This window comes from Pseudomonas sp. C2.3V, from assembly GCF_058536325.1.
Genome location: NZ_JBZUBN010000001.1, coordinates 1586174 through 1599778, shown reverse-complemented (window position 1 = coordinate 1599778; position 13605 = coordinate 1586174). Strand labels below are relative to the sequence as shown.

Genomic DNA, 13605 nt, shown 5'->3' with positions numbered 1-13605 from the left:
GTCGAATCAGTCAAGGATGGAAAAGCTCAACCAGCTCCATGGCACCTGCAATGCGCATTTCCCCTTCAAGCGTAGCCAGTGAGCCTGTAGCCATACTCAGTGGCTGCTGTAGGTTTCCATGAACCAGAAGACCAGCCAGGTAGCTGACAAAGGGATTATGGGTAGTTAACAGGATATTACTGCCGGAAAGATCATCCAGAAGATCAATAGCCTTGATCACGTCATCATCAGGCGTTATCCAGGGCAGAGTGACAATGGACTCTTTGTGCCCTAGAACACCCCTGACCAGCTCGGCTGTCTGCTGGGCTCGGACGTATGGACTGGCATAAATCACATCGATTCTTTGCCCTAATAGCCGCTCTGCACTGCGCCTGACCTCAGTACGCCCTCTATCCGTCAACGGCCTGAACTCATCGCCCTCTGAACGCGGCTCCGCCTCACCATGCCTTAGCAACCAGAGAGTCATGGCTGCTTCTCTTGCATAGAGGAAGCGGTATCGGGCCAGTCAGCAAGAGGCCATGGCTTTTCTTCTGTAGCAAAGGTTCCGAAACGAACAATCTGCGCCAGATAGCAGGACAAACTCGAACCAAATTCACTTAAGGCGTCACTTGGTGTGCCTTTGACGAGGCGATAGCCCAGCTGAGCAATTACCACGCCTGCAAAAAGGTACTGCGACACTAACCATACAAGCAGGAAAATCACCATCCAGATAAGACGCAACGCGAGGCTTTCGCGTTCATGAGTGTCTGCTGACATATTCTCTCCTAAGCTTCGGAGCCTATCGGCAAATAGAAATCGACATCGGTTTTAGGCTCCCCACGCATCAGCGCAGCAATAACCTGATCCAGCGTGCGGGATTCGAACAGTACCGCATACAGGCCTTGCACCAGCGGCATATAGACGCCGAGTTCATCGGCTTTTTCCTTGAGAACACGCAAGGTGTTGACCCCTTCCGCCGTCTCCCCCATTCGAGCAACTGCCGCCTCAAGCGTAAGGCCCTCACCCAATGCATGCCCTACCTGATAGTTGCGGCTCTTGGGCGAAGAACAAGTGACGATAAGATCACCTACCCCGGCCAAACCCATGAATGTAATGGGATTGGCACCCTGCTGTACGGCAAAGCGAGTCATCTCGGCGAGCGCGCGGGTAATCAGCATGCTGCGGGTGTTTTCACCCATATTCAGCGCAGCTGCCAGCCCCGCCATGATGGCATATACGTTCTTCAAGGCTCCGGCCAGCTCTACTCCCAGCCGGTCACGGCTGGCATAGACCCTGAAGGTACGCCCATGGAGAACAGCCTGCACCTGCTGGCAGAGCGCATCATCTTCACTGGCAATAACGGTAGCCGTCAGTGCGTGCTCTGCAATCTCTCGCGCCAGGTTAGGTCCTGAAATCACACCAATTCTGGCTTTCGGTGCGATCTCCTCAAGAATCTGGCTCATCAGCTTGAAGGTATGCGCTTCAATTCCTTTGGTGAGGCTGACCAACGCCTTACCCGCCAGGCGATCGGCTACCGGGGCAAGCACATTACGTAACGCACTGGAGGGCAGCGCGACAAAGGCAATGTCACACCCTGCCAGAGAGGCATCAAGATCACATCCCGGCTCGACAGATTGATGAACCTTTATGCCCTTTAGATACCGCGGATTCTCACGAACTTGACGAATAGCTTCAGCCTGCTCAGGATCGCGCATCCAGAGCTTTACAGGATGACCATTCTCCGCCAGCAGATTGGCCAGGGCAGTTCCAAAACTGCCTCCGCCCAAGACTGCTATAGGTTGCTTTACACTCATCGGGTTATCCATTTATGCCGCAATGTGCGACGGTATCCACATTATACGAAGCCCCTATTTAACATTCCGCTCTCTTTTATTGAACCATGTGTAATTACCGTATCCTTCTTCCTGAAGGTGGACGCTAACACCATAACGGCCAGAATGGCCTATTGTAGTAAGAGCATCGAGCTCAAGGCTCACGGAGAACGCTCTATTGGACAAGCGACGCGGCTGGGGCATACGTACCCGTACTTTAGCCATCAGCCTGGGACCTGCCCTGATTATTACATTGGTACTGACGGGCTATTTCACATACGCCCGCCTTCAGGATCTGCATCACGAACTCAGTCACACAGGTCAGCTGATTGCAATTCAGTTGGCATCTGCCAGTGAATATGGGGTCTCGACCGATAACCTCCCGATGCTACGCAACCTCCTGGAGGCCACACTGGCGACCCGCTACGTTCGCTTTATCGAAATCCGCGATCGTCAGGAGCGCATCATCATGTATGCGCATAATCCGCCCCCCAATGCGCAATCGGCTTCACAGGTAGAGATATTTCACGCAAGCATCAGCCGCTCGGGCACACCCAATTCGAATGGGTCCCTTGGCCGTGTTGCCGTTGGCGTGACCAACGAAGCCTTCCATGAGCGCCAACAGGCTATTTTGACCAAGGCAGGCGCACTGGCCTTACTGGCACTTGGGCTTACCTTCTTGCTGGCCTGGCGCCTGGCCAAGCGCCTTTCCGCGCCGCTAAGCGACATGGGTCGTACCGTGAATGCCATTCGCGCAGGCGACTACCACAGCCGTCTTCCGGTACCAGACAACTCCGAAATGGGCGTATTGGCGCATCTGATCAATGATCTTGCCCAAGCCCTGCAGCGGGCCAGTGAAGAGCAACAGCGCAGCATTGATCAGCTGGTTGCGGCACGTGAAGAGGCCGAGCAGGCCAACCGCGCCAAATCAGACTTTCTCGCCATGATGAGTCATGAGCTTCGTACACCACTCAATGGCGTACTGGGCATGTTGCAGCTCCTTGAAACCACAGAGCAATCCCGCGAGCAAAGTGAATACACTAGCCTTGCTACCGAATCCACAGAGCATTTGCTGAAAGTTATCAACGATGTTTTGGATTTCTCACGCATCGAGCGTGGTGCGCTGGAGCTGGAAAGCATTCCATTCAATCTGGCCGACCTGATTACAGGTTCGGTGCAGGTTTTCCAGCACAGTGCAACACAACGTGGTCTGCAGCTGGCGCTTGAAGGCGCCGAAAGTCTGGAGCGACTGGAGGTTACCGGAGACCCGACGCGCCTGAGGCAGATCCTGGTCAATCTGGTTGGCAATGCACTCAAATTTACCGAGAGCGGCTCAATCGAGGTTAAATGCTACTGCCAACCTCTGGATGAGCGCCTGCTCTGGCTCACCTGCTCGGTACACGATAGCGGCATAGGTATTTCGGCAGAACGCCTGGAACGCATGTTTGATGCCTTCCAGCAGGCTGACCCAACCATCAGCCGCCGTTACGGAGGTACCGGGCTTGGACTGTCCATCGCACGCACACTGGCGGAGCGGATGGGTGGATCGCTTCATGCCATAAGCCAGGAAAGCCAGGGATCAACCTTTACGCTCGAATTGCCGCTTCCCTTCCGACACGTCCAGCAGACAGAGCGCAACCAGTCTCCTCTTCAGGAGTTTCAGGTCAATGGACTGAACGTCCTGCTGGTTGAGGATAACCCGGTCAATCAGACAGTTATCGAAGCCATGTTACGCAGCCTGGGGTATCATATTACTATCGCAGGGGATGGAGCCCAGGCGGTAAGTCTGGCCGAGCAGCAGTCTTTCAGTGCAATTCTCATGGACTGTCGTTTACCGGTGCTGGATGGCTATCAGGCTACTCGCCTGATCCGTCAACAGCCTGGGCCTATGGTTCCCATCATTGCACTAACGGCCAATGCGCTGCAGGGGGATCGGGAAAATTGTTTGGCTGCCGGAATGAATGATTATCTGGCAAAACCCTTCAAGCGAGCTGATCTTCAACAGATGCTGCAACGCTGGATTAGCCAGCCCGAGCGGTCTCGAGGAGCAACGTCCTTGTAATCGGATATGCATCACTATTGGAGTATTTGATCTCCAACGTGCACAATTCGTCTTTCGCGAGGTTTTACCGCCTCGCTGTGACTTTCAAAATGGCTTGGCTGTCTATGTGGTGGCTGTCCAATAGCGAGAGCGACACTATAATCGCCGACATTGATCACCAGGCCAGCTACAGGAGCTTGCATGACCAAACAACACGCCTTCACCCACGAAGACTTGCTGCGCTGCAGCCGTGGCGAGCTATTCGGCCCGGGTAATGCGCAACTGCCCGCCCCGAACATGCTGATGATCGATCGGATCACTCATATCAGCGATGTAGGCGGCAAGTACGGTAAGGGTGAACTGGTCGCCGAGCTGGATATCAATCCAGATCTCTGGTTCTTTAAATGCCATTTCGAAGGTGACCCGGTAATGCCAGGCTGCCTGGGCTTGGATGCCATGTGGCAATTGGTAGGTTTCTATCTTGGCTGGCAGGGAAATCCTGGCCGCGGCCGTGCGCTGGGCTCAGGAGAGGTCAAGTTTTTTGGCCAGGTACTGCCCACTGCCAAGAAAGTGACCTACAACATACATATCAAGCGCACCATTACACGTTCGCTAATTCTAGCCATTGCAGATGGTACGGTTAGCGTTGATGGTCGCGAGATTTACTCGGCCGAAGGTCTTCGTGTCGGCCTATTCACTTCAACAGAAAGTTTCTAAGGGTCCTTCCGCATGCGTCGCGTCGTGATCACCGGCTTGGGCATTGTTTCCTGCCTCGGCAATGACAAAGACACCGTTTCCGCCAACCTGCGCGCAGGTCGTCCCGGCATTCGTTTCAATCCGGAATATGCCGAAATGGGGCTTCGCAGCCAAGTGTCCGGGTCCGTCGACCTGAACCTGGAAGAGCTGATCGACCGCAAGGTCAAGCGCTTCGTGGGTGATGCAGCCGCCTATGCCTACCTGGCAATGGAACAGGCTGTCAAAGACTCAGGCTTGACCGAAGAGCAGGTTTCAAACCCACGTACCGGCCTGATTGCCGGCTCTGGGGGCGCCTCTACGTTCAACCAGATGGAAGCGCTGGATATCCTGCGCGAAAAAGGCGTCAAGCGTGTCGGCCCCTACCGGGTTACTCGTACTATGAGCAGCACGGTATCGGCTTGCCTTGCAACGCCTTTCAAAATTAAAGGCCTGAACTATTCCGTGGCATCGGCCTGCGCAACCAGTGCGCACTGCATTGGTCTGGCGATGGAGCAGATTCAACTGGGCAAGCAGGACGTCGTGTTTGCCGGTGGCGGTGAAGAGGAACATTGGTCCCAGTCCTTCCTGTTCGACGCCATGGGCGCCCTGTCTAGCCAGTACAACGAAACCCCTGAAAAAGCTTCCCGCGCGTACGATGCCAATCGTGATGGCTTTGTCATCGCTGGCGGCGGCGGTATGGTTGTAGTCGAGGAACTCGAGCATGCCCTTGCTCGTGGTGCCAAGATTTATGCAGAAATCGTAGGCTACGGTGCAACATCCGATGGCTATGACATGGTTGCGCCGAGCGGTGAAGGCGCTGCACGCTGCATGCGCCAGGCGATGTCTACAGTGGACGCCCCGATTGACTACCTGAACACCCACGGCACCTCCACTCCGGTGGGTGATGTTGCGGAGATCAAGGCGGTACGGGAAGTCTTTGGTGACAAGGCCCCGGCCATCAGCTCTACAAAGAGCCTGTCAGGTCACTCTTTGGGCGCCGCTGGTGTTCATGAAGCGATCTACTGCATGTTGATGATGGAAGGCAACTTCATCGCTGGCTCAGCCAATATCGATGAGCTCGACTCTCAGGTAGCAGACTTGCCCATTCTTCGTGAGACTCAGGAGAATGCCAAGCTCGACGTTGTCATGAGCAACAGCTTTGGCTTTGGTGGAACCAACGCCACGCTGATTCTCAAGCGCTGGAATAGCTGATCCAGCGCCGCGTGCAACACCCTAAAACCCGCACACCGTGCGGGTTTTTTTACAACCAAAACATGACTTTAGACGAACTTTTTAAAAATTTAACCTCTCGCTGAATCGATTTCTGCACGGTTCATAACTATTATTCCGCGCGGATTGAACCGAAACGGATTGGATCAATCATATGCGAGCTTTAAACGGGCGTTTATTTGAGTCGCCTACCCCTTTGGAGAGAAGATGAATAATTCCAACGAAGTTCCAAATTACAGAGGCCCCCTGTCGGTACTGACCGTACTGTTCTTCATGTGGGGATTGATTACCTCGCTGAATGATATTCTGGTTCCTCACCTCAAGGCTGTCTTCACGCTGAGCTACGTTCAAGCCTCGCTGATTCAGTTCTGTTTCTTTACCGCCTACTTCATCGTCTCGTTCCCGGCAGGTCGCCTGGTTGAGGGGCTTGGCTACAAGAAGGGAATTATCTTCGGTTTATGTACAGCTGCTGTTGGCTGTTTGCTGTTTTATCCAGCTGCCGGAGCGCACTCCTACGCCTTCTTCCTACTGGCCTTATTCGTACTAGCGGGCGGTATCACTGTCCTACAGGTGGCAGCCAACCCTTACGTTACTGTTCTTGGTAAGCCGGAAACCGCTGCAAGCCGTCTGACGCTGACTCAGGCCTTCAACTCTCTGGGCACAACCGTAGGCCCGCTGATTGGCGCCGTAACCATTCTGGCACTGGTCGAGCACAGCACAGATGCCTCTTCGGTACAGATGCCCTACCTGATTCTGGCCGGTATGCTTCTGGCAATTGCCGTGATCATTGGCTTTATCAAATTGCCGCAAATCAAAGGTGGTAATGACGAAGTTCAGACCCAGCAGAACAGCGCTCCTCAGCACGAAGCCAAAAGCATCTGGCAGTACAAGCACCTTCTTCTCGGTGTTATCGGTATTTTCATGTATGTAGGCTCCGAGGTATCGATCGGCACCTACCTGATCAGCCTGATGGAAAGCCCTGACGTGGCAGGCCTCTCGAGTGATGTAGCTGGACGCTACCTCGCTCTGTACTGGGGCGGCGCGATGGTAGGCCGCTTTGTCGGTGGTGTGATCATGGCACGCGTCAGACCTAACTATGTGCTGGCCTTCAACAGCGTTGCAAACGTCGTATTGCTTGCGATTGCCATGGCAGTCAGTGGTAAGGCAGCAATGTGGGCTCTGCTTTGCATTGGTCTGTTCAACTCCATTATGTTCCCCACCATCTTCTCCCTGGCTCTAGACGGCCTAGGCAAGTTCACCAGTAAGGGCTCTGGTCTGCTGTGCATGGGCATCGTTGGCGGCGCACTGGTTCCGTTTATCCAGGCTATGTTTGCTGACTCTATCGGCCTGCTGATGTCGTTCTTTGTTCCGATGCTGGGCTATGTCTACATTCTCTTCTACGGTTTGAAAGGCTATCGCACCAAACCTGTAGTTGCTCACTAAACACAAAAGGCTGGCTTTTTAGCCAGCCTTTTTCTAATCCCTGAAAATAGAGCAAAAAAAAGGCGACCGAAGTCGCCCAAGTGCCTTGCGTGCCCTTTGTCCAGAAGGTCAGCGTTTATGCATATCCTTCCAGACGATGAAACCTACAACCGCAACAAACAGCGAAATCGAAGCCAACGCGCCGATACCCATTGTGATGACATCATCGATAAACATGGTGATGATCTCTGCGGCCAAGCAATGGGTATACGTTAAACGAGAGACAGCTTCGGATTATTGACCTCAGTCAATGGTTGGGTAGGTAGGTAACTGACACTCAACGTTTCTTGGGCTTTGACTTGCCTTTCTTTTTGGGCTTCGCCAATGGCAGAGCCTGTTCGAACGCCTGACGCATCTCGTTCAGCCGTTTTTCATTCAAATCATGGATGCGCTTGCTTCGCTCGGAAGTAAAATCAATCAGGTTGTTATCGCTCACGTTCGTATCCAACGAAAAGTAAGATTGAGTCGAGAAGACATAGACCGTTTTGTACGGGCAACTTGATGCTGCCAATAATGCTGGGTAGCACCTCGCATAACCAGAAGCGAGCCGTGCGTTAGCTCGATGGAATGCTCGATACGTTGCACACCGCGACGACGCAGATCGAAACGTCGCGCCTCCCCCAGGCTTAACGAAGCAATTGTAGGGTTTCGGCCTAGCACAGCCTCGTTATCACTATGCCAACCCATGGCATCTTGGCCGTTACGATAATAGTTGATCAACACCCCATTGAATGGGTGTTCACAAAACCGACTCACTCGACCACGAATATCGCCAAGAAGCTCCGTCCAAGGCAAAGAAGGATGCGCAAGACTGGAATATCCATAACTGATTCCAGGATCACCATACCAAGCAACGAGCCTGGGGGTTGGATAGCTCTTGCCGTAAACCTGCACCTGCGGCTGCTCCCATGGCGTTTGTTTAATCAGCTCCGCCATCCAGTCGTCAGCTTCCTGAGAAACAACCCAAGACTCATAGAGCGTCACATCGGCATTCGCCAAACCTGTCTGAGTCATGGCCTCCCTTCTCCTTCCCGAGAGGGCTTGCGGCCGACCCTCTCTTGGCATTGACTTATACAGAGCGCTATATATGGCTTGATAGAACCCAGCCGCCGCCTAAACTTTGATATCAACACACTGCCCTTTTTCGGAAGGTTCCATCAATGCTTCGGCACGCTCATCCGGCAGTAAAACCTGCAGTCCCCGCTTACGCTTGCGACGTTTTTCGCTTTCCTGCTCCAGCTTTTGCTCATCCAGAACGGATTGAAAGCCTGCTTCCTTTGCATGGGCGACAGCTGTTACTGGAGCGATGTCCGGTCGAGGCTTTACGGAATCGTGCTGCGTAGTGATCGGAATCAAGGCTTGCGGTATGGGCGGTAACATCAACTTGTCCTCTCGCGATATACCTATTTAAAGATTTTATGCCATCAGGCTTTGGCCTCGGCGGGCGCATTCGTTAACATAACCGGCTTTTTGAATGGGCGGGAGAAGCTACTACATGGCGCAGTATCAACCTGGGCAACGTTGGATCAGTGACAGTGAAGCCGAGCTGGGGCTCGGTACCATCCTGGCACAGGATGGACGCCTTCTGACCGTACTGTATCCGGCTACCGGAGAAACACGCCAGTATGCTCAACGCAACGCACCCTTGACCCGCGTACGCTTCGCACCAGGTGATGAAATCACCCACTTTGAAGGCTGGAAACTCACCGTTCGTGAGGTGGAAGAAAACGAAGGCCTGCTCACCTATCACGGTTTGAATGCCAAAAACGAACCTCGCACGATGACCGAGGCTGAACTGTCCAACTTTATTCAGTTCCGTCTGGCAAGTGATCGTCTTTTCGCAGGTCAAATCGACCCGCTTTCCTGGTTCAGCCTGCGTTACCACACACTTGAACACAGCAGTCGTCTCTTACAATCGCCACTCTGGGGGCTGGCAGGCGCTCGAGCCCAACCTATCCCACACCAGCTGCATATTGCCCGTAGTGTAGCTGACCGTATTGCTCCACGTGTCCTTTTGGCCGACGAAGTGGGCCTTGGCAAGACGATCGAAGCAGGTCTTGTTATCCATCGTCAGCTGCTCAGTGGTCGTGCGCGTCGCATTCTGATTCTTGTGCCTGAAAACCTCCAGCATCAGTGGCTGGTAGAGATGCGCCGGCGCTTCAATCTGGAAGTCGCCCTGTTCGATTCAGAGCGCTTCCGCGCCAGTGACGCGACCAATCCTTTTGAAGATAATCAGATTGCTTTGGTCTCTTTGGACTGGCTAAAGCGTGATGAGCGCGCCCAGGACGCCGCGTTTGCAGCCGGCTGGGACCTTATGGTTGTGGATGAAGCCCATCACCTTGTATGGCACCCGGAACAGGTAAGTCCCGAATATGCTCTGGTCGAGCAGCTGGCTGAAGTCATCCCTGGCGTCCTGCTTCTGACCGCTACGCCCGAACAGCTTGGTCAAGACAGCCACTTTGCCCGCCTGCGCCTGCTGGATCCTAATCGCTTCCACGATCTTGAAGCATTCCGTAATGAAAGTGCCAATTACCGCCCGGTTGCCGAAGCTGTTCAAGAGCTGCTGGACCACGGTACGATGAGCGATGCTTCACGTGCCGCCATTCATGGCTTCCTGGGCGAGGAAGGCGACGCGCTGCTTACATCCGCTGCGGCTGGTGACGAAGAGGCTCGTTCGCGCCTTATTCGTGAACTACTGGACCGTCACGGGACAGGTCGGGTTCTTTTCCGTAATACTCGCGCCGCAGTGCTGGGCTTTCCAGAGCGAAACCTGGATGCATCAGCCTTGCCCTTCCCAGATCAGTACATGGATGCCAGCGCCTCGCTGTATCCTGAAACACTGTATGTTCCAGAGGATGAAAACGATCGCTGGTGGCGCCATGACCCACGTGTAGAGTGGCTGATTGAAACCCTCAAAGGCTTGAAAAAATTCAAGGTTCTAGTCATCTGCGCACATGCAGAGACTGCACTGGATTTGGAAGACGCCTTGCGACTGCGCTCGGGCATTCCGGCCACGGTTTTCCATGAGCGGATGAGCATTCTTGAACGTGACCGGGCTGCCGCCTACTTCGCTGACGAAGAATTTGGGGCGCAGGTACTGATCTGCTCTGAAATTGGTAGTGAAGGACGCAACTTCCAGTTTGCCCATCATCTCGTGTTGTTCGATCTACCCGCGCACCCTGACTTGCTGGAGCAGCGAATCGGCCGTTTGGACCGGATCGGTCAGCGCCACACTATTCAGCTGCATGTTCCTTACCTCGAAGGTAGCGCACAGGAGCGCAAGTTCCAGTGGTACCACCATGCACTGAATGCGTTTCTGTCAACCTGCCCTACCGGCAATACGCTAGAGCAGCGCTTCGGTGAACAGCTCAACACGCTGCTCCCTGGTGGAGATGAGGACAGCTGGCAAGCTCTGCTTGAAGAGGGTCGCCGCACACGTGAAGCACTTGAAGCTGAGCTGCATACAGGCCGCGATCGGTTGCTTGAGCTTAACTCCAGTGGCTCCGGCGAAGGTGAAGAGCTTCAGGAGGCGATCCTGGAACAGGATGACGAGTTTGCACTGCCGATCTATATGGAGAAGCTATTGGATGCCTTTGGCGTCGACAGCGAAGACCACTCCGATAATGCGCTCATCCTCAAGCCCAGCGAAAAAATGCTCGATGCAGGCTTCCCCCTGGGTAACGATGAAGGCGTGACGACTACCTATGACCGGGATCTGGCCCTGGCACGTGAAGACATGCAGTTTCTTACCTGGGAGCACCCCATGGTCCAGGGCGGCATGGACCTTGTGCTATCAGGCTCGATGGGCAACACGGCAGTAGCGCTGATCAAGAACAAGGCACTCAAGCCTGGCACAGTACTGCTTGAACTGCTTTACGTCAGCGAGGCGGTAGCCCCACGTTCACTTCAGTTGACTCGCTTCCTGCCCCCTATTGCCCTTCGCTGCCTGCTGGATGCAAACGGCAATGATCTGGCTGCACGCGTTTCGTTCGAGACGCTTAATGATCAGCTGGAAAGCGTACCACGCGGAAGCGCCAACAAGTTTGTTCAAGCCCAGCGTGACGCCTTGAGCAAACTCGTGGCGGCTGGCGAAGGCAAGGTATTGCCTCGTCATAACGAGCGCGTCGAACTGGCACGTCAGCGTTTCGTTGCCAACATGGACGAGGAGCTGGCTCGCTTGACGGCATTGCAAGCCGTCAACCCAAGTGTTCGTGATACTGAAATCGACACCCTGCGTCAGCAGCGTGAAGAAGGTATTGCCCACTTGGACAAAGCATCGCTACGCCTTGAATCTATACGGGTTCTAGTAGCTGGTTGATGACAAAGGCCCTTCTCAGAAGGGCCTTTCATTTCCACTGCGCTATGCCAGCACCTCAACAGGCATACCGATATTCACTGCGCCTGGATTAAGCTGGATCAGATTCTGCCCAAAGTAAACGGCGCCCTCATGTTCTCTATAAGTCTTCAGTGTTGCTAAAGGCTCCCGGTCATGACTGCGCACGCTGGTAACCGGATCAACAGTAATCAGTACACACCGAGAGCAAGGCTTCACAATACGAAATTCAACCTCCCCTATTCGTATATGCGTCCATTTATCCTCCGCGTAAGCCTTGCTACCTTCAACGACCAGATTAGGTCTGAACCGCCTCATATCCAAAGGCCGGCCCACACGCTGAGCCAGATCATCCAGAGAGGCCTGGCCAATCAGTAGCAATGGAAAACCATCTGCGAAATTAACGTGATCACCAGGACTGGCATAAGCAGTATCAACCTGACGCGCCCGACTTTCGGGCATGTACACCAAGCGACAAGGTCTGTCCAAGAAGGTGCTTAACCAGGCATTGGCTTCTTCTCCTGCCTCTGGAACCTGGAACGTGTCTCGCCAGAGTGTGACGCCCTGCAGGGCCTCATCTGGCAGAGGAACAGAAATTTCAAGCGTTGACATTCCGGGGGCATTAAGCGAGAGACAACCGTTACTGATCCAACGGGCTACAATCTGCCCCATGCTGGGTAACAATCGCTGGGTCAGGAAACGTCCTGTCGAAGCCTCTACCACCATCCATCGCCGATCACCCGCCACGCCTAGGCAATCAATATCGGCACGCTCAAGAGGCTCAGGCGCAGTAGATTTGACGGGATAACGATAAAGTCCGCTGAGATGAAACATGGCACGGCTTCCTGTCGACCAAAGAAGCCGTGAGTCTAGAAAAGATCAGCGCCTGTGTGCAGGCTTGACGGACAAAATTATTGTCAGGACCTACACTTATTGGTCTAGCAGGCTCAATCGGGTTCGTACCGCCTCAACCAATAAATCAGGCTGGAACTTGGACAGGAATGCGTTGCAGCCTACTTTCTTGACCATCGCCTCGTTGAAACTACCGGATAGCGAGGTATGGAGTACGACGTAGAGGCTACTGAGCTGAGGATCCTGACGGATCTCCGTCGTTAGGCGATAGCCATCCATCTCCGGCATTTCAGCGTCTGTAATAAGCATTAGCAGCTTTTCAGAGACATTGACCCCGTCCTTGGCCCATTGTTTGAGTTTCTGCAACGCCTTGAGACCATCTGTAGCGATGTGGAAGGTCAAACCGAGCTGCGTCAGTGTATCGCGCATCTGATTGAGCGCGGTGCTGGAGTCATCCACCAACATAATTTCACGTGACTTCGCTTTGGTTAGCAACGAGTCGTCCAAGCGCTCGCGGGAAACCTTGACGTTATAAGGCACGATTTCAGCCAGTACTTTTTCTACATCGATGACTTCGATCAGCTTGTCCTCAAACTTGGTAATAGCCGTCAGATAATGTTGACGACCGGCTCCACCCGGAGGGGGTTGGATGCTGTCCCAGTTAAGGTTGATGATGCGATCCACGCTTCCTACCAGGAACGCCTGGACGGTGCGGTTGTACTCAGTGACGATAATCGTGCTGTTTTGATCAGGCACAATCGGCCTCATCCCAATGGCACATGCCAAGTCAATAACCGGCAGTGTTTGTCCGCGCAGATGAATGACACCGCAGACCATCGGATTACGCTTGGGCATTAAAGTCAGTTTGGGCAGGTGCAATACCTCCTGCACCTTAAACACGTTGATGGCAAACATCTGCCGACTGGACAGACGAAACATCAGAATTTCCAGACGGTTCTCGCCTACCAGCTGCGTGCGCTGGTCGACAGAATCAAGAATGCTAGCCATGCCAAATCTCCTAAGAATAGCGTTTCCTAGGTATCGGCCATCTTGCAAGGACCTTGAAGCGAAACTCTGCAAAAGCCCGTCCGCTCAGCCACGATAGATGGCTGTATGGCTCT

General features: G+C 53.8%; 14 protein-coding genes. 5 read left to right on the top strand and 9 right to left on the bottom strand.

Translation table 11 applies throughout. From position 1 onward, the window contains the following. Positions 1 to 10 precede the first annotated feature (10 nt). From sixA to AC4LF3_RS07530, 3 genes are read right to left on the bottom strand one after another with little or no spacing between them, the layout of a single operon-like run. Positions 11 to 466 (bottom strand): phosphohistidine phosphatase SixA, encoded by a 456-nt coding sequence (gene sixA, locus AC4LF3_RS07540; protein ID WP_074827331.1) that lies wholly within the window; start codon positions 464 to 466, stop codon positions 11 to 13. Continuing rightward, entirely contained in the window at positions 463 to 756 is a 294-nt protein-coding gene (locus AC4LF3_RS07535; protein WP_219653209.1) for a DUF4389 domain-containing protein, read from the bottom strand. The genes sixA and AC4LF3_RS07535 overlap by 4 nt, the downstream gene beginning before the upstream one ends. 8 nt (positions 757 to 764) lie before the next feature. Beyond that, entirely contained in the window at positions 765 to 1793 is a 1029-nt protein-coding gene (locus AC4LF3_RS07530) for an NAD(P)H-dependent glycerol-3-phosphate dehydrogenase (protein ID WP_074827333.1), read from the bottom strand. Positions 1794 to 1989: 196 nt separating this feature from the next. Here AC4LF3_RS07530 and AC4LF3_RS07525 point away from each other — a divergent pair, with 196 nt between their 5' ends. From AC4LF3_RS07525 to AC4LF3_RS07510, 4 genes are all read left to right on the top strand, one after another. Next, positions 1990 to 3873, top strand: a complete 1884-nt coding sequence (locus AC4LF3_RS07525; RefSeq protein WP_010797838.1) for an ATP-binding protein — start codon at positions 1990 to 1992, stop codon at positions 3871 to 3873. Positions 3874 to 4053: 180 nt separating this feature from the next. After that, entirely contained in the window at positions 4054 to 4569 is a 516-nt protein-coding gene (gene fabA, locus AC4LF3_RS07520; RefSeq protein ID WP_010797837.1) for a 3-hydroxyacyl-[acyl-carrier-protein] dehydratase FabA, read from the top strand. A 12-nt stretch (positions 4570 to 4581) separates the two neighbouring features. Continuing rightward, entirely contained in the window at positions 4582 to 5799 is a 1218-nt protein-coding gene (gene fabB / locus AC4LF3_RS07515; protein ID WP_074827340.1) for a beta-ketoacyl-ACP synthase I, read from the top strand. Between the two features lie 225 nt (positions 5800 to 6024). Next, positions 6025 to 7260, top strand: a complete 1236-nt coding sequence (locus AC4LF3_RS07510) for a sugar MFS transporter (protein WP_010797835.1) — start codon at positions 6025 to 6027, stop codon at positions 7258 to 7260. 108 nt (positions 7261 to 7368) lie between these two features. Here the strand turns inward: AC4LF3_RS07510 and ccoM are convergent, their stop codons facing one another. From ccoM to AC4LF3_RS07490, 4 genes are all read right to left on the bottom strand, one after another. Beyond that, positions 7369 to 7476, bottom strand: a complete 108-nt coding sequence (gene ccoM / locus AC4LF3_RS07505; RefSeq protein WP_019365407.1) for a cytochrome c oxidase subunit CcoM — start codon at positions 7474 to 7476, stop codon at positions 7369 to 7371. Positions 7477 to 7576: 100 nt separating this feature from the next. Next, positions 7577 to 7735 carry a hypothetical protein gene (locus AC4LF3_RS07500; protein ID WP_010797833.1) on the bottom strand — a complete coding sequence of 53 codons (159 nt, stop codon included), beginning with the start codon at positions 7733 to 7735 and terminating at the stop codon, positions 7577 to 7579. After that, complete coding sequence (locus tag AC4LF3_RS07495) at positions 7732 to 8313, bottom strand: alpha-ketoglutarate-dependent dioxygenase AlkB family protein (RefSeq protein WP_150347682.1); 582 nt, start codon at positions 8311 to 8313, stop codon at positions 7732 to 7734. The genes AC4LF3_RS07500 and AC4LF3_RS07495 overlap by 4 nt, the downstream gene beginning before the upstream one ends. Before the next feature lie 99 nt (positions 8314 to 8412). After that, the gene (locus AC4LF3_RS07490) at positions 8413 to 8679 is read right to left on the bottom strand and encodes a hypothetical protein (RefSeq protein ID WP_074827344.1); all 267 of its coding nucleotides are present in this window, start codon (positions 8677 to 8679) and stop codon (positions 8413 to 8415) included. A gap of 115 nt (positions 8680 to 8794) precedes the next feature. Between AC4LF3_RS07490 and rapA the strand changes: the two genes are divergently transcribed. After that, a complete protein-coding gene (gene rapA, locus AC4LF3_RS07485) occupies positions 8795 to 11617 on the top strand; it encodes an RNA polymerase-associated protein RapA (protein ID WP_491835027.1) in 2823 nt (940 codons plus the stop codon). 42 nt (positions 11618 to 11659) lie between these two features. On the opposite strand, the gene AC4LF3_RS07480 is transcribed toward rapA, so the two are convergent. Then, positions 11660 to 12466: an MOSC domain-containing protein gene (locus AC4LF3_RS07480; protein WP_074827347.1), complete on the bottom strand. Its 807-nt coding sequence runs from the start codon at positions 12464 to 12466 to the stop codon at positions 11660 to 11662. Between the two features lie 96 nt (positions 12467 to 12562). Continuing rightward, a complete protein-coding gene (locus AC4LF3_RS07475; protein ID WP_010797828.1) occupies positions 12563 to 13492 on the bottom strand; it encodes a chemotaxis protein CheV in 930 nt (309 codons plus the stop codon). Between the last annotated feature and the right edge of the window lie 113 nt (positions 13493 to 13605).